This window comes from Pseudomonas sp. GW821-FHT04C07 (genome assembly GCF_059420325.1).
Map to the genome: position 1 here is coordinate 112361 of NZ_JBWKTM010000006.1, position 16666 is coordinate 129026.

General features: G+C 56.7%; 18 protein-coding genes. 13 read left to right on the forward strand and 5 right to left on the reverse strand.

Going from position 1 to position 16666, the window contains the following annotated elements:
- The first annotated feature begins 60 nt into the window (after window positions 1–60).
- Entirely contained in the window at window positions 61–1191 is a 1131-nt protein-coding gene (locus AC07UI_RS13020) for an alkene reductase (RefSeq protein ID WP_494992869.1), read from the forward strand.
- Window positions 1192–1304: 113 nt separating this feature from the next.
- The gene (locus AC07UI_RS13025) at window positions 1305–2096 is read left to right on the forward strand and encodes an SDR family NAD(P)-dependent oxidoreductase (protein WP_494992870.1); all 792 of its coding nucleotides are present in this window, start codon (window positions 1305–1307) and stop codon (window positions 2094–2096) included.
- A gap of 20 nt (window positions 2097–2116) precedes the next feature.
- Here the strand turns inward: AC07UI_RS13025 and AC07UI_RS13030 are convergent, their stop codons facing one another.
- On the reverse strand, window positions 2117–2809 hold the full coding sequence (locus AC07UI_RS13030; protein WP_494992871.1) for a Crp/Fnr family transcriptional regulator: 693 nt from the start codon (window positions 2807–2809) through the stop codon (window positions 2117–2119).
- Window positions 2810–3029: 220 nt separating this feature from the next.
- Here AC07UI_RS13030 and AC07UI_RS13035 point away from each other — a divergent pair, with 220 nt between their 5' ends.
- The 7 genes from AC07UI_RS13035 (at window position 3030) to AC07UI_RS13065 (ending at window position 10408) form a co-directional block, all read left to right on the forward strand.
- On the forward strand, window positions 3030–3890 hold the full coding sequence (locus AC07UI_RS13035) for an SDR family NAD(P)-dependent oxidoreductase (RefSeq protein WP_494992872.1): 861 nt from the start codon (window positions 3030–3032) through the stop codon (window positions 3888–3890).
- Between the two features lie 44 nt (window positions 3891–3934).
- Window positions 3935–4570, forward strand: coding sequence for a YbhB/YbcL family Raf kinase inhibitor-like protein (locus AC07UI_RS13040; RefSeq protein ID WP_494992873.1), 636 nt, complete (start codon window positions 3935–3937; stop codon window positions 4568–4570).
- A gap of 284 nt (window positions 4571–4854) precedes the next feature.
- Window positions 4855–6174 (forward strand): MFS transporter, encoded by a 1320-nt coding sequence (locus AC07UI_RS13045; protein ID WP_494992874.1) that lies wholly within the window; start codon window positions 4855–4857, stop codon window positions 6172–6174.
- A gap of 25 nt (window positions 6175–6199) precedes the next feature.
- Window positions 6200–6952 (forward strand): maleate cis-trans isomerase family protein, encoded by a 753-nt coding sequence (locus tag AC07UI_RS13050; RefSeq protein WP_494992875.1) that lies wholly within the window; start codon window positions 6200–6202, stop codon window positions 6950–6952.
- Window positions 6953–7010: 58 nt separating this feature from the next.
- A complete protein-coding gene (locus tag AC07UI_RS13055) occupies window positions 7011–7892 on the forward strand; it encodes a LysR family transcriptional regulator (RefSeq protein ID WP_494992876.1) in 882 nt (293 codons plus the stop codon).
- Window positions 7893–8110: 218 nt separating this feature from the next.
- Window positions 8111–9022, forward strand: a complete 912-nt coding sequence (locus tag AC07UI_RS13060) for a LysR family transcriptional regulator (protein ID WP_494992877.1) — start codon at window positions 8111–8113, stop codon at window positions 9020–9022.
- Window positions 9023–9211: 189 nt separating this feature from the next.
- Window positions 9212–10408 (forward strand): MFS transporter, encoded by a 1197-nt coding sequence (locus tag AC07UI_RS13065; protein ID WP_494992878.1) that lies wholly within the window; start codon window positions 9212–9214, stop codon window positions 10406–10408.
- A gap of 145 nt (window positions 10409–10553) precedes the next feature.
- Here AC07UI_RS13065 and AC07UI_RS13070 read toward each other — a convergent pair whose 3' ends face one another.
- The 4 genes from AC07UI_RS13070 to AC07UI_RS13085 are packed head-to-tail and all read right to left on the reverse strand — an operon-like array spanning window position 10554 to window position 13124.
- Window positions 10554–10955, reverse strand: coding sequence for a DoxX family protein (locus tag AC07UI_RS13070; RefSeq protein WP_494992879.1), 402 nt, complete (start codon window positions 10953–10955; stop codon window positions 10554–10556).
- A gap of 17 nt (window positions 10956–10972) precedes the next feature.
- A complete protein-coding gene (locus tag AC07UI_RS13075) occupies window positions 10973–11641 on the reverse strand; it encodes an alpha/beta hydrolase (protein ID WP_494992880.1) in 669 nt (222 codons plus the stop codon).
- Window positions 11634–12476, reverse strand: coding sequence for a DODA-type extradiol aromatic ring-opening family dioxygenase (locus AC07UI_RS13080; protein ID WP_494992881.1), 843 nt, complete (start codon window positions 12474–12476; stop codon window positions 11634–11636). The genes AC07UI_RS13075 and AC07UI_RS13080 overlap by 8 nt, the downstream gene beginning before the upstream one ends.
- Window positions 12477–12494: 18 nt before the next feature.
- Window positions 12495–13124: an NADPH-dependent F420 reductase gene (locus AC07UI_RS13085; protein ID WP_494992882.1), complete on the reverse strand. Its 630-nt coding sequence runs from the start codon at window positions 13122–13124 to the stop codon at window positions 12495–12497.
- Between the two features lie 109 nt (window positions 13125–13233).
- On the opposite strand from AC07UI_RS13085, the gene AC07UI_RS13090 reads away from it, so the two are divergent.
- The 4 genes from AC07UI_RS13090 to AC07UI_RS13105 form a co-directional block, all read left to right on the forward strand.
- On the forward strand, window positions 13234–14133 hold the full coding sequence (locus tag AC07UI_RS13090; RefSeq protein WP_494992883.1) for a LysR family transcriptional regulator: 900 nt from the start codon (window positions 13234–13236) through the stop codon (window positions 14131–14133).
- Window positions 14134–14292: 159 nt separating this feature from the next.
- The gene (locus tag AC07UI_RS13095) at window positions 14293–14613 is read left to right on the forward strand and encodes a chromate resistance protein ChrB domain-containing protein (protein WP_494992884.1); all 321 of its coding nucleotides are present in this window, start codon (window positions 14293–14295) and stop codon (window positions 14611–14613) included.
- A 29-nt stretch (window positions 14614–14642) separates the two neighbouring features.
- Complete coding sequence (locus tag AC07UI_RS13100; protein ID WP_494993090.1) at window positions 14643–15821, forward strand: MFS transporter; 1179 nt, start codon at window positions 14643–14645, stop codon at window positions 15819–15821.
- A 229-nt stretch (window positions 15822–16050) separates the two neighbouring features.
- On the forward strand, window positions 16051–16666 hold a 616-nt coding region (locus tag AC07UI_RS13105), incomplete at its 3' end, for an SH3 domain-containing protein (protein ID WP_494992885.1).

The following is a 16666-nucleotide window of genomic DNA, read 5'->3' on the forward strand; positions in this document are numbered from 1 at the left end:
ACTGTCCGTACCCGATCAGAAAACCTCTGTTCGACTACAGCCAGCTTCTGGAGTCTTGCCATGACAGCCTCTTCACCTCTGTTCACATCGATCTTTGTTGCCGAACAAAACGTTGCTCACCGCGTGGTGATGGCTCCGATGACCCGCGCTCGCAGCACACAACCGGGTGACGTGCCCAACGCGATGAACGCCCATTACTATGCGCAACGTGCTTCGGCCGCTCTGATCGTCTCGGAGGCGACGCAGATTTCACCGCAAGGTAAGGGATACTCTTTTACCCCGGGCATTCATAGCCAAGAGCAGATAGCAGGATGGCGCCTCATCACGGATGCCGTGCATGCCGCCGGTGGACGCATCTTTCTTCAGCTGTGGCATGTCGGTCGGATGTCTCATCCCGACTTTCACAACGCAGAGTTGCCGGTCGCACCTTCGGCGGTTTCATTCGAAGCACAAATCTGGAAAGTGAACCCTGCGACCGGTCAAGGCGAGATGGTGGATTGCCCGACGCCGCGTGCACTTGGCAGAGCGGAAATCCACAGTATCGTTAACGACTTCCGCGTCGGAGCGCGCAACGCTATAGAGGCTGGCTTCGACGGCGTCGAAATCCACGGAGCGAACGGTTACCTTGTGGATCAGTTCCTGCGCACTACCGCCAACACCCGCACCGACGAATACGGCGGCTCGCGCGAAAATCGCTTGCGATTCCTCAAGGAAGTGGTCAGTGCTGTCGCGGACGAAGTGGGTGCCGAGCGCACCGCAATCCGGCTAGCACCGTTTCTGACCGCACGCGGTATGGCCTGCCCCGACATTCTGCCGACGATTCTTGACGCCACCTCGTTCCTGCAAACACTCGGCATTGCCTACCTGCATCTGGTCGAAGCCGATTGGGACGACGCGCCGCAGTTCACGGAGACGTTCCGAGCCGACATTCGGGCGCGCTTCCAACGGCCCATCATCGTTGCCGGCAAGTACGATCTGGACCGCGCCAACTGGGTGATTGGCAAAGGCTATGCCGACCTGGTCGCGTTTGGACGTCCCTTCGTCGCCAACCCCGATCTACCAAGGCGTTTGGCGGAAAGTCTTCCCCTGGCCGAGTTTGCCGGCGACACGCTGTTCGGCGGTGACGAGCACGGTTACTCGGACTATCCGGCGTGGCCGATGGCTACAGCGGCGAACGCTGTTCTCGCGTAATGCACGGTAGTCCGCGTGCATCGTTCGCCTTGAGTCGAGATCGGATGACGCACTGACATGCGGCCGAATTTGACCACCTGGTTCAACATATTTCTATTATCGAGGTTCACATCATGTTTACTTATCGCAATGCCTTTGCTCTCGTTACCGGCGCATCCATGGGCCTTGGTGAAGCGTTCGCCGAAGCACTCGCCGCACGAGGCACCAATCTCGTTCTCGTAGCACGTTCGTTCGACACGTTGAATGCCCTGGCGAAGCGACTCACTGAACAGTACCGCGTCCAGGCCATTGTATTGACGGCCGACCTGGCCGAGCGCGATGCCGTGACGCGCATCAGCGAAGAGCTTGAACGGCAGCATATCGCGGTGGACCTGCTCGTCAACAATGCTGGCTTTGGACTCACCGGCGACTTTCTATCGAACCCGCTGGCCAGGGAGGAAGACCTGATCCAGGTGAATATCCAGGCCTTGGTGAGTCTCTCCCACAGGCTCGGTACGGCGATGGCTGCCCGGAAAAAGGGTGGCATCATCAACGTGGCCTCCAATGCGTCCTTCCAGCCTATTCCGTACATGGCGACATACGCGGCGAGCAAGGCATTCGTGCTCCATTTCACGGAAGCACTGGGTCATGAGCTGTCTCAGAGCAATGTACAGGTGATGGCGACCTGTCCCGGCCCCACCGCAACCAAATTCTTCGATGCAATATCGGCTACGCAGCCCTCTATAAAAATGGACACAGCAGAGGTTGTCGTCAAAAGGACTCTGCAAGCCTTTGATCGTCAGCAGCGGGTGGTGTATCCGGGGCGGTCCAGCGTGCGCATCACCTCATGGTTGCCCCGTGTTATTCCGCGCGCGCTCGCCGTTCGCGCCGCCGCGGCTGCGTCGCGTGGGATGGGTCTTCACTGAGCTGTTTCCTTGCAGACCGTTCACAGTTGCGATTCCATCGCTTTTAATTTCGTCAGAGATTCTATCTGCACTTGTCCATAGCGTAATTTCAATACACCCGAAGCAACCATCGCCTTGAGTTCCAGCGCAAGCGTCTGCCGGGTGATACCCAACATCATGGCCAGGTCATCTTGAGTGACGTTGAGGAGGTGTCGTTCGTTCAACGATTGGGTCGCGTCCCCTCTGGCGAGGTGTTCAAGGCGACGTGCAATTCGTACACGAGTCGAACGCAGCATGGCGTCTTCCAGCATCTTGTAGACCAGCCGGGAATGCGTTGCCTGAAGTGCGGCAATTGCTCTGGCGAAGCTGTTATGAGCCATGAGGTTGTCGAACGCCTGCGGATCGATACAAAGTACCTGTGCAGGATCCGTCGCGCTGATGTCGTGCACCCGAGGCAGGCCATCGAGCAACGACGTCTCACCAAACCAGTTGCCGGGCTCTAACACCGTCAGGATGGCTTCCTTGCCATCTTCTCGTAACGTCGACACTTTCAGAGCGCCTCGGACCAGTCCATAGAAACAGCCCGGTGCATCTCCTTGACGAACGAGGTACTCGCCTGAGTTGAGGCGTTGCAACCTGGCCTCTGCCAACAGTGTCACTTGAATGGGGTGTTCAAGACTCGCAAACCATGGATTAGCAGTCATCCATGTCAGAAGTAGATCCATATCAAACATCGCGCTGACCTCTCGCCGTTCAGACGACATAGTGAGCCGCTCTGCGGCCTTGAGGCAACCTCGGTTCATGCGTTTAAAAAGGTGTCCAATTGCAAGATTCGTTGCAGTTCGCGGCAGCGCAAAACCCTAACCTTGCGCTCAATCAGTGCCCCTTGTTTCGGGATGCGGGACACAGGAGAAACCATGAACAATCACGCAACAACTCAAACGGAGTAAATCCATGTCAGTGGCAGAAGATGTTGTATGGATCACAGGCGCCTCCTCAGGCATCGGTGAGGCATTGGCGGGTATTTTCTTGCGTGAAGGCGCTAAGGTCATCCTGTCTGGACGTCGAGTAGAAGAACTCCTCAGGGTTGCCGCTCAAGCACCTGAACGGACCTTGGTACTGCCTTTCGACACGACCGACTTCGCAGCACTCGATGACGTGGTTGAACGCGCCTGGAACTGGTGCGGTCGAATCGATCGTTTGATTAACAATGCCGGGGTAAGCCAGCGAAGCCTCGCGCTGGATACTCATTTCGATGTGTATCGTCAGCTGATTGATGTCGATTACCTGGCCCCCGTTGCTCTCACTCAAAATCTTTTACCCCGCATGGTCGCGCGTCGCAGCGGGCAGATCGCGGTCCTCAGCTCCGTCGCCGGAAAGGTGGGGGCTCCCTTGCGCGCAGGTTACTGCGGGGCCAAACATGCCGTGATCGGATATTTCGATGCGTTACGCGCGGAAGTCGAGCAGGCCTATGGCATCCACGTCAGTGTCATCCTGCCTGGTTCAGTCAAAACCCCGATAGCCATCCATTCACTTGAAGGTGATGGCTCTTCGCGCGGTCGTTCCGATGACAATATCGAACACGGGATGGATGTGGAGGTAGCCGCTGGACTCATCTTCGACGGTTTGAAAAAGCACAGCCGGGAAATTCCAGTCGCTGATGGCATGGAAGGGCTTGCCTTGCAATGGCGCCTGACTGACCCCGAAAAACTGTATGCCATCCTGGCGCAAGAAGGGGCGCGTCTCGCGCAAGTGCGGGAACAAAAAGGCGCTGGTAGCTCTATGGACCCGTCTGATATTCAATCGGGATTGTAGTGGATCATCACTTTCTCTCATCAACGCGCAGGACAATATCTGACATGCGACTTATCAGCCAAAGCTTTCAGGACGGACAAAAAATAGACGGCGAATTCGCGTTCGCGGTGCCCGATGCAACCTCGCACGTTGCGTTATCGTCAAACCGGAACCCTCATCTTGCATGGAGCGAGGTGCCCGAAGGTACGCAATCGTTCGTAGTGGTCTGCCACGATCCTGATGTTCCGAGCCGTGGCGACGACGTGAATCAGGTCGGTCGTGAAGTACCATCCTCGCTGCCGCGCATCGACTTTTTCCATTGGCTGCTGCTCGACATTCCGGCCGGCATTACCCAGATTCCAGCCGGGTCGCATTCGAGCCACGTGACTGCGCGTGGTAAATCCGGCCCGGTAGCACCCGAAGGGTGGCGCCACGGGATCAACGATTACACCAGCTGGTTCGCGAACGATGATCAGATGACGGGCGACTACTATGGCTACGACGGTCCCTGTCCTCCGTGGAACGACGCGCTGGTTCATCGCTATATCTTCACGGTTTACGCCCTCGCCACGCCGATGCTCGAAGTCGCGGGCCCGCTGACCGGTACGAACGTCCGCGCGGCGCTTGATTCGGCCCAAGTCCTCGGACGAGCCAGCCTGACCGGAATCTACAGCCTGAACCCCTCGGTTTCGCTCGGCTGAGCGGCAGGTGGACGAGACTCAAGCATGGCCTCGTCGCAAGTCGCCAATGCCGTCCCCGTTTCGGCAAGGCTGACGTCTGCCAGCGTTTGGCAGCTGCCATCCGGTGGCTGCCCCGGCACTTCTCTATTGCCATCGCCATCCGCGATGGCAAGCTCGCCAATGCCTGATATACGACTCCCTTTTCCCCTCCTAACATCGGTCGCACATGACCATTCGTTCGCCAATTGCCTTCGTCGGCGCACGAGTTTCCAAAAATAATAAGTTGAGTTCCACGAGGTTCAACCATGAAAACCCTAGCGGCCAGTTCTGCGGCCAGTGCCCCTTTAGTCCATGGAGTCGGTCAACTGACCGCCGGCCAGCGTTACATTACGTTGGGTGGCTCATGGGCCGCCTGGTTGTTTGATGCGCTGGACGCGACAATCTTCGGCTTTGTCCTGCTGGCGATCGCCAAGACCTTCTCCGTTGGTTTGGGCGATATCGTTTCCACCGTTGCCTGGTTTCTGCTGGCGACCGGTATTGGCGGTTTCTTCCTCGGTAATGTTTCCGACAAGATCGGCCGCAAGAAAACCATGATGCTGTCGGTGTTCGTCTACGGTACCGGCACCTTGCTCTGTGCCTTTGCCGACAGCCTTTGGCAACTCAATCTGTTCCGCTTCTGCGTCGGCGTCGCCGTGGGTGGATTGTGGTCCGCCGCTGCAGCGCTGGTATCGGAGATCTGGCCACCGGCCGGGCGCGCCAAGGCCTTTGCGGTGATGCAGACCGGTTGGTCGGGTGGTGGTCTTCTGGCGGCGATTTTCGCCTGGAGTTTCCTGGACAGCGGCAACCCCGAGTCCTGGCGGACTCTGTTCATCTATGCCTCGATCCCGGCCTTTTTCACCCTGGTGTTCATCTGGCTGTTCGTCAAGGAGTCGCCGGTATGGCTGGCCAACCGCGAATTCATGCGTCGTAACACCGACAAGGGCCGGTTGCTGGAAATCTTCCGTCCGCAATACCTGAAAGTGACCCTGCTGGGCTTGAGCATTTCGGTATTGGGCATGTATGGCTACTGGATCATCACCACCTTCATGCCGGCTTACCTACAGAACATTCTGAACGTGCGTATCGATCAGGCACCGTTGTTCGTCATCTGGATCGGCATCGGCGCCACCATCGGTTATCTGGCCTACGGCTATCTGGCGGAAAGCATCGGTCGTCGCTTGTCGTTCGCGATCTTCTTTGGCGGCATGGCGATCATGGTGCCGGTGTTTGCCTACTCGGCGACCTTGATGCCATTGACCGACGGTAAGCTTCTGTTCACCACCCAGAACGTCATCATCCTCGGTTCGCTGGCAGCGCTGTTGGGTTTCTTCACCGGATATTTCAGCGGCTTCGGCGCCTGGTACTCGGAGTTGTTCCCGACCAGCATCCGTTCTACTGCGTCGGGTTTTTGCTTCAACTTTGGGCGGGTCGGCGCCATTGCCGGCATCAAGCTGGTACCCATCCTGATTCCGCTCATCGGCTTCACCGCCACCATTTCTCTTGCTTCCGTTTCCTACGTCATCGCCGCCGTCATGGTGTTTACGCTGCAGGAAACCAAAGGCGCTCAACTCACCAGCGGCAACTGATCTGCACTATTCAGAGGACAGACCCATGAAAAATTTTCGAATCGGCCAAATCGTACCCAGCTCCAACACGACGATGGAAACTGAAATCCCGGCGATGCTGACCTCGCGTTACTCGCTGTTTCCAGAAGAGCGTTTCACCTTCCACTCCTCGCGCATGCGCATGATGCACGTCAGCCCCGAAGAGCTGAAAAAGATGGATGTCGACAGTGACCGCTGCGCGCTGGAGCTGAGCGACGCGCGGGTTGATGTCATGGCCTACGCCTGCCTGGTGGCGATCATGTGCCAGGGCGCTGGCTATCATAAAGTCTCGCAAGAGCGCCTGAGCAAAACTGTTGCCTCCAACAAGTCGACCGCCCCGGTGCTCAGCTCCGCGGGTGCGCTGATCGATAGCCTGAACATGCTCGAATACAAGAAAGTCTCGATCATCACTCCGTATATGAAACCGCTGACCCAACAAGTCATCGACTACATCGAGGCGGCCGGAATCGAAGTAGTCGACTCCATCAGTCTGGAGGTGTCCGATAATCTCGAGGTCGGTCGTCTGGACCCGATGAATCTGGTGGGCCACGCCGACAAACTGAACATCGGACAGGCCGACGGAGTGGTGCTGTCGTGCTGTGTGCAGATGCCTTCGCTGCCAGCGATCCAGGTCGTACAGGATCGCCTCGACAAACCGGTACTGTCGGCGTCGGTCGCTACCGTTTACCAGATGCTGAAAACCCTCGGCCTCAAGGCCCAGGTGCCGAACGCCGGCCATCTGTTGTCCGGAGCGTTCTGAGCCGATGCCTGACGAGGTACTATGCTGGCCATTCAGGCCAGCAAACCCGGTACCTCACATGAAACTCGATCCGGTCTCGTTGCGACTCTTCGTCAGCGTCGTCGAAGAAGGCACCATAGCTGCCGCCGCCAAGCGCGAACACATCGCTGCGGCGGCGGTCAGCAAGCGGCTCAGCGAACTGGAAGAGTTGCTCGACTCGAAACTGCTTAACCGCACCAACAAGGGCATTTCTCCGACCGACGCCGGCCTGTCGCTGTTGTTCATGGCTCGCAGTGCCCTGAACAACCTCAACGAAATCGTCGTGCAGATGCGCGAATACTCCTACGGCCGTCGTGGCTCGGTGCATGTCCTGGCCAACATCTCTGCTATCACCCAATTCATGCCCGGCTTAATCAAGTCGTTCATGGAGTTGTACCCGCTGATCAACGTCAGCCTCGAAGAAAAGCAAAGTCTGGCCATCACCAAAGCTGTGGCCGAAAACCGTGCCGACATCGGCATCTTCACGCGTCTGCCGCATGGCGCCGACATCGAGGTCTTCCCGTTTCGCACTGATCGGCTGGTGTTGCTGGTGCCCAACGGAGATCCGCTCGCCGTACGCCAATCAGTCAAGTTCAGCGAAACCCTGGAACACGAATACATTGCCTTGCGCAGCGGCACTCACCTCAACTTTCAGTTGATCAAGGCAGCCAACGACCTGGGGCGCTCGCTGAAAATCCGTATGGAAGTCTCCAGCTACGACGCGCTATGCCTGATGGTTCAGGCCGGTCTGGGCATTGGCATCATGCCGGAGGGGAGTGCGGGGATTTACAAAATGGACGGGGCGAAGGTGGTCAGGCTGGATGAGGCGTGGGCGTCCCGAGAACTCAGCGTGTGCGTAAGGTCGAGAGAGGCGTTGTCGGTCGCTGCGGGATTGTTTCTGGGGCACCTGCTCGAAGGGTAGTGAGCGTCATCCGTCTCGGTGGCTCGAAAGCAGAGTGCCGAACTTTCACGTTTGGCCATCGATATGAATCGACTCGTGACGCGATTTAACGTGGGTTGAGTGTGCGCTGCAAACACACTACACATTTCACCCCCATACTTTGTTGAATGCGATTGCGGCATCAAATGAATCTCGATGTTCGGTTCATTGGGCATGAGGTCTTATAGGCGATAGTGACCATGAGTCATCTCAACTACTTACGCACCTTTTTGGAGGCCTACAGAACCGGGTCTTTTTCTAAAGCTGCCGATCATCTGGGTATCACCCAGCCTGCTGCTTCAATGCACATCCAGGCACTAGAGTCGTTGGTTGGAAAACCGCTATTCGTTCGACGTGCACGGGGCGTTGTGGCGACACCTGCTGCGGATGATTTGGCTCGGGCGATTGCGCCACACCTGGATGGCCTGGAGGCAAAAATCACCACATTGAGAAACGTGTCGACGCCTCTAGGCTGGACTCTCCACATCGTCGGGCCTTCAGATTTTCTGTATACGCATATGGCTTTGGCTCTTGCGCCCTTGATCACGCAAGGCTTGCAATTACGCTTGCACACAGGAAACCGCGAACGTATTTACGCCTTGCTCAATGACGGCACCGCGGACTTGGCGATAACCGCTTCAATTCCCGACGATGTCAGGCATGGGTACATTCATTTGGCGACCGAGCATTTGCTGTTGGTTGCCGCGCCAGCGCTTGCTCAGCAGATAGAAGCACGAAATGTCACTGCCCAGACCCTTGAAAGCTTTCCACTGATTGCTTATGACGAACAACTTCCGTTGATTCGAAGTTTCTGGCTGGGGGCTTTCAAAGCGCAACCGTCGTTACAGGCGGCAATCACAGTACCTGATATGCGGATTGTCGAATCACTGGTGCGTGCAGGGCACGGTTGGTCGGTTATTCCAGGGTATCTTTGTCACGCCAGCCTGGCTGTCGGGGCGTTAGTACCGATCACCTTTCCATTGCCGCCACCTGAGAACTCTTTTTACCTGGCGTGGAACAAAGGAGCGCTTCGTAATCCCCGTATAGGTTTTATTCGTGATTATTTGGCTGAGCTTGTTCAACAAGGCGTGTTTGCATCGAGTCTCGGTTAATAAAGCTTCGTAGAACACTCGAATACGGTTTGAGGGCGGGTACCTAAGAGAAGGTTGCAGCAGCATGTATAAAATATTTTATACATGCTGGCTGTTTTGTTGATTTTTTTGATGCTCGACGAGTGAATAGCATCTGCCCTTATCAATTGCCGAGCACGTTGCCTGGCATCGAGTAAGGAGTTCTCTGAAATGCCTTTCGTCATCTACATATTCGCCCTCAGCGCGTTCGCGCTGGGGCTGGCCGAGTTTGTACCGATAGGTCTTACCGACGTCATGGCGGGCAGTTTGAATGTCGACGTGGGGCAGGTGGGTAAGGCGATTACTGCTTATGCCCTGGGCGCCACTTTCTCGGCCCCGATCTTGAGTGCGCTCACCGCAAGCTGGCCGCGCAAGAATGTCATGTTGGTGACGGGGGTCATCTTCAGCCTGGGTAGCCTGGTCGCCGCGCTATCGAGTGACATTACGACGATGCTGGGCGCTCGGTTCGTTGCGGGGATGGGGCACGGTTTGTTTCTCGCCGTCGCATCGAGTACCGCCGCGCGGTTAGCCGGTCCGCATCGGGCGGGCAGTGCGGTTGCGTTGGTTTTTGGCGGCTTCACCCTGGCGATGGCTATCGGTGTCCCTATCAGCACTTACTTGGGCAGTTTTGTTTCCTGGCGGCCACTTTTTCTCTCCATTGCAGCGTTTGGTGCGCTCGGTTTTTTCGGCCTTCTATTGGGCATGAAGGAGCCGCCCCAAGAGTCTGTCCAGCATCCTCTCAACAGTGCGCAGCAGGGGTTGCGTGCTCTGTTCAACACTAAGCTGCTGGTCGGTACCCTGGTCACAGTCATGGCTTACGGAGGCACATTCATCCTGTACACCTATATCGCACCGATCCTGATCCAGCTGACTGAACTCAGCAGGTATACCGTCAGCATTTACATGATGATCTACGGTGTGGCGGCGGCGATTGGCAACATCATCGGCGGAAAAATGGCTGATAGTCTCGGCGTGGATCGGGCGAGCTTGATAATAGTCGCCGGAATCGTGATGGTGCTGTTGGCGATGTGGCTGCTGGTTAGCTCGCCCATCAGCATGGCTATTCTGGTTGCGTTACTGGGCCTGTTGAGCTTCGCCGCTGTACCAGCGTTGCAGGCTCGCCTGCTCGGCATCGCCGAAGTTCATGCTCATGGTGCGCACAGCGTGGCGGCCGGCTTGAACATCGCCGGATTTAACTCGGGTATTGCGCTAGGTTCGTTGCTCGGGGGGGCCACCATCAGTGCTGTAGGCATTTCCTACACTGGGGTGATGGCAGCTGTTGTCTCCGGTATGGGCTTGTTACTGCTGTTGCTGCAAGTCGATCGCTCTAAAAACACAGAGTACGCAACGGCGGAAAGTGGCACTTAGCCGAGTTACCGCTGGATTTCCACACACCGGCTTCACGTCCGGATAGGTGGCTTGGCGGGGTGCAGACGAAGATCCCGCTGAACAGAAAATGTGCCGGCGACCTGGATAATCTACCCAAGTGCCGACACATTTTTTAAGGTTGCTGTTACGCCTTGCTTGAGGTCTTGGCAGCGAAAACACCATCACCCAGCAGCGCCACAACCAGCGCAGTCACGGACAGGTAGACAGGATATTCCCAACCACCGTTGGCGTTGGTGAAGCTCCAGCCATTGCCGAAGTGTACGGTCGCAGCAACGAAAAGCTGAAGAACGGCAATCGCGGCTACCCAGCGTGCATAGACACCCAATACCAGCATCAACCCGCCGATTACTTCAAATGCCATGACCGGGTAGGCCAGGAAGCCGGGGAAACCTATGGATTCGAAAAAGCCGGCAGTGCCCGCAGGCGTGAAAACCAAAACTTTGGTCAGGCCGTGAGCAATGAACATGATGCCCAGTGCCAGGCGCATAACAAATGCGGCGTAGGGAGCGGTACGTGAATCAATCATGGTGAGGTTCCTTTTGTTTAGTTAGAAAGTGACAGCGTGGTTGTCAGCCACTGCGAGAAATCGGCCAGCTCTTCAGCGACAATCTCGTGGGCCATGTTGTAGAAATGTGTTTCGTGTACGACGCCAATTCGATCCAGCCAGGCGTCAGCTTCTTTCGCCCAATCGACGGGCAAGACGTTGTCCTGATGGCCATGGGCGATGAAGGCCGAGACTGACTTGAGCCGATCGGGTGTTGCGATCTGGGGAGCAATTTCCCGCAGCATCCGTCCACTCAATATCGCGAAGCCTGCAACCTGCTCAGGTTCGGTGACCCCGAGGCTCGCACTCATGATGCCGCCCTGACTGAAACCTGCGATCACGGTGGGCAGCTTGGGCAGCGCTTCAATGAAACGATGCAAGAGTTTGCGACTGGATTCCGCCTGCTCTTGATTGAACGAGGGGCCATTACTGGTGAAGTTCACCTGATACCAGGCGAAGCCTTGTGGGCCAACCTGCAGCGGGCCGCGGAGCAGAATCAGCTCCAGCTCCTGGGGCAGGGATCCGGCCAGAGCTGCGAGGTTCGCTTCATTCGAGCCTACGCCATGCAGCAGCAGCAGGCGGGCCCTGGGGGCCGAGGTGCTCGCCTTACGGAAAAACAGGCCCGACACCGGCTCTCGGACCGGTTCAGAAAAAGTAGTGTCACGCATGGTATGCAACGCCTTGGCTGGGTTGAGTCGGCTCGACTCCATCAGTGTTGGTCGAGGAAAAAAGGTAGCTGTCCATCGCCAGTACCCCGTAGGTCACGCCGCCTTCCAGGATGCGTGCTTCATAGCTTTCGCCGGCCGCGCCCAAGGCGATAAGCAGCGGTAAGAAATGCTCATCGGTTGGATGGGCTCGCTCGGCTGAAGGCGCGTGTTGCTTGTAGTCCAGCAGGTGACCGGTGTTACCCGCTTGCAGTGTCTGGGCTGTCCAGGCTGCAAACTCTTTCACGTAGTCAGCCCCATGGCTGGTCGCTCCACGAAACTCATACAAGTTATGGGTAAGGCTTCCAGAGGCCACGATCAGCACATTCATATCCCGAAGCGGCTTGAGCGCTTCACCCAGTTTCCAGGCCTGGTGTGTATCGAGCCTGGCAGGCATCGAAACCTGAACCACCGGTACGTCAGCCTCGGGCGCCAGATACAAAAGGGGTACCCAGGCGCCGTGATCCAGACCTCGATGAGGATCGAGCCGGGATTTCCATCCCGCTGTCTGCAACAGACCCACGATATGGGCTGCCAGAGCCGGAGCGCCTGGCGCGGGGTAGTTCAACTGGTACAACGCCTCGGGAAAACCGCCGAAGTCGTGGATGGTGTTAGGGGCGGTGCTCGCTGTAACGCGGACTTCGCCAGGTGTCATCCAGTGTGGGGAAAGGATGACGATGGCATCAGGTCGCGGCAGTTCGCGACCGAGCTCGGCCAGACGTTGACCCGCCAGACCGGGCTCGATGGCAAACATCGGAGCACCATGAGACACAAATAACAGGGGGAACGAAGTGTTCATGGTAGGACTCCGAAATGATTACTTGTTAAGCCAGACCGGGGTGATGGAAGTGCCCAGGCCTGCGCCATAGCCGAGATAGATGTTCAGGCCTGCCAGTGGCTCGAGGTAACGGGCATTGATTAGTCCACCAGCGTCCACCGTGTTCCAGCCCATGCTCTGTGCAAGCGAGATCGCGGTCTGTTTGGCACGGTCATTGTTACCTGCGACAAACACACTGCCACGTTGGTTGTCAGAGAATTCAGGGCCATCTGCGAGCACTTGAGCGAACAGGGTGTTGAACGCTTTAACCACGTGGGCTTGAGGCACCGCTTTGGCAATTTCTTCGCAGGCGCTGGTCACGTGACCGATCGTCAACGACATGTAGTCAGCGCTCAGCGGGTTGGTAATGTCGATGACAACTTTGCCCGTCAGATCACCCAGGCTTTGCAGTGCCGCTGCAGCGTCACCGTAGGCAGTCGCAACGACAACGACGTCGCTGTCACCCAAGGCTTGCGCAGCAGGATAGGCGCTGACATTTTCAAACTGAGCGGCCAAGGCTTGGGCCTTGTCGATGTCACGGCCGGTGATTCGAACGATATGTCCAGCACTGGACAACTGTTTTGCGAACGCCGAACCCATGTTCCCGGTACCAATTACTGTGATTTTCATGGCTACCTCGTTTGCGTTGATTTGCGTTTCGATGGGCTAAGTTTATAGGTTGAAAAATTGAGATAAATAAGGCCGAATGTGATTAATAGTTCCACTAAGTGAGACAATTATGGATCGGGCGTTGGAGATGCAGGTCTTCTGCATGGTCGTCGACAAGGGCAGCTTCGTAGGGGCCGCTGAGCCGCTGGAGATGTCCAAGGCGGCCATTTCGCGCTATGTGAGTGGGCTCGAAGAGCGCTTGGGTGCACGGTTACTGCACCGCACGACTCGCCGGCTTTCGTTGACAGAGGAGGGGCGGCAGTTCTACCTCCAGGCGCGCGAGGTGTTGGCGCTGATGGATCAGGCGGAGGAGGCTGTTTCGTCGGCAGCGCCGGAGCCCAGTGGGGTGCTCAGGGTGAACGCCCCGGTCAGTTTTGGTGTGCTGCACCTGGCTCCGGTATGGGCTGACTTCATGAAGGCCTACCCCAAAGTCGAATTGGACATCAGCTTGAATGACCGGCTGGTGGATCTTGTAGAGGAGGGATTCGATGCCGCTGTTCGCATTGCGCGTATGGAAAATTCTTCTTTGGTCGGGCGGCGTTTGGCCAGCACTCGGATGTGCCTGTGTGCCTCACCCGCGTATTTGGCTAGCCATGCTCCAGTCCGCACGTTGTCTGATCTGACAGAGCACGGCGTGATTGCCTATACAAACTTTGCCAGCGGGAATGAATGGCAATTCCAGGGCCCTGATGGCGGTGAAAGCGTGCGTACACGCTCGGTTGTTCGCTGCAACAATGGCGATACCTGTCGCAGCATTGCGTTAGCGGGGGGAGGGATTTCTTTGCAGCCCAGCTTCATGGTGGCCGATGATTTGCGCTCTGGCGACCTGGTAGAGATTCTGCCCGAGTACCAGTCCGTCGAATTGGGGATCTACGTGGTGTATCCCTCTCGCAAGCACCTGCCACCCAAGGTTCGCGTACTCATAAATTTTTTGGCGGAACGATTTGCCCGTCCTCATTGGGAGCAGTGACAGGCATGGCGATGCTAGCGCTGTTCCGCTTCAAATTGGGCATGATGATCACCCTGGCGGGCTGCTGTGCGGCTGGAATCATCCATTTCACAAGGGTGCTCCAATGATCTCCAGACGGTGTCCAGTCAACCCGCAGCGTAACGAAAGAGAGGTTAATTCATGAAATGGATTACCCGTGAGCGGCCGAAAATTGACCGCAATGCTTACCCCTGGCTGATTGCACGCTTCATTGATCCGGTGCCGGAGTTTTTGTATGTGCCTGCCAATGATGTCGTCAAAGTAGCGGCCGAGATAGGCGCGACACCCTACGACATTCAGGTGAATCAGATGAAATCCATGATCATTGCAACCAGCCTTATCTGTGCCGCGTCCCATGCTCTCGCCGCAACGGAAAGTTTGGACGCAAACGTTGAGGGGCAGGCGCCTACCGGCTGGATCTGCGGCGCGGTCGGAAAAAGCCCTGCACGCTGGGTCAAGTGAACTCGCCGGTTCTTTCCCGTGTGCTATGCGTGCGAGGCTTGCGGGCATTCGCCGACGGTTACGTCAGCTTGCTGCTGCCACTTTATCTGCTGGCATTGGGCATGCAGCCGCTTGAAGTTGGGATGATCGCCACCGGCACGCTGTTAGGCTCAGGTGTATTGACGCTCCTGGTTGGCCTCTATGCTCATCGTTTTACCTACCGCCTGTTGTTGTTAATGGCCGCGCTGCTCATGACGGGAACCGGTTTTGGTTTTGCGGCTGTCATCGATTTCTGGCCTTTGCTGGTGATTGCCATCGTCGGGACATTGAATCCGTCCAGCGGCGACGTCAGCGTATTCTTGCCGCTAGAGCACGCTGTGCTTTCCGGTTTGGTAGACGAACGCCGGCGAACGGCGGTGTTTGCCCGCTATAGTCTGATCGCTGCGTTGGCTGCCGCATTTGGTGCGCTGTTCGCTGGTGCGCCTGATTGGATAGTCGCGACATCCGGGCTCGACAGGAAAAAAGCGCTACAAGCGATGTTTATCCTTTACGGCTTATTGGGACTGGCATCGGCGCTGATTTATTCCACGCTACCTCAGGAGATCGGCACAGACGAGCACAAGGCGCAGGCTGCACCATTACAAAAATCGAAGCGGGTCGTTTATACCCTTGCGGCCTTGTTCAGCCTGGATGCGTTCGGGGGTGGCTTTGTGGTGCAATCGATGATTGCGTTGTGGCTTTTCGAGAAGTTTCAGCTTTCCACCACGGTCGCTGGCGAGATTTTTTTCTGGACCGGAGTATTGACGGCGTTTTCATATCTGGCGGCGAACCGCATTGCCGATCGGTTTGGACTCGTGAATACGATGGTGTTTACGCACTTGCCCTCTAGCCTGTTCTTGATCCTCATTCCACTGATGCCGACATTGAGCCTGGCAATTATCTTGCTGCTTGCGCGCAGCGCGTTGTCGCAAATGGATGTGCCGACTCGTAGCTCCTACATCATGGCAATCGTGCCGCCCGGGGAGCGCGCAGCTGCGGCCAGTATCACGACGGTCCCACGTAGCCTGGCGTCAGCTTTGAGCCCGCTGCTTGCTGGTTATTTGCTGGGCTTATCGACCTTTGGTTGGCCATTGGTGATCGCGGGCGGTTTGAAGATCACCTATGACTTACTGCTGCTTGGTATGTTTCGGAATATACGACCACCAGAAGAAAGCGGCCAGAAGCGCTAGATAGGGGGGGGCGTGCCGAGACAAGGGGAAAATTCATTCATTTTGTTCATAACGTGTTGTTTTTTATAAAATTGTTCTCTCGGTTATATTCCTGATCAGAACTGGAGCTGCTTACTCTACAGCGCGTTTTATTGCGGTGTCCGACCTGGACAAGGGCGAGCTCGAAGCCTTCGGTCAACTGGTTGAAAAAGGGATGTAGAATGATTTCTCTGTACAGAGGGCCCGAGACATGAAATCGATTATCTACTTGATCATTGGAGTGCTTGCGTGCCTGTTCACTCCCGTGACCTTTGCTCAGGACCAGTTTGCCTACACCATTTCCAACAGCATCCTCAGGACCGGCCCGGACCTCGCCTATCCGCCCATCCTGACCGTACCTCGGGGCTCGATGGTGACGATCTATGGCTGCCTCGGCGACTGGCAGTGGTGCGATGTCAGCTGGCAGGGCGAACGCGGTTGGATAGCGGGCAACTTACTTGAGTACGATTACTACGGGCAGCGCGCGGTAATACCCTACTATGGCGCCCAGATAGGTATGCCCATTCTGATCTTCGGCTTCGACAGCTACTGGAACCGCCACTACCACAATCGGGACTGGTTCCGCCATCGTGCTCGCTGGCGTCACATTCACATGCATTCACGGCCACAGCAGCTGCAACAGAGACTGCTTCAACAGCAGCACGGGGCTGGACAGCTACTGCATCAGCCGCAGCTAACGCCTCAGCCGCAGCTACAACCGCAGATGCTGCCGCAACAGAGACTGCCTCAACAGCAGCACGGGGCTGGACAGCTACTGCATCAGCCGCAGCTAACGCCTCAGCCGCAGCTACAACCGCAGATGCTAC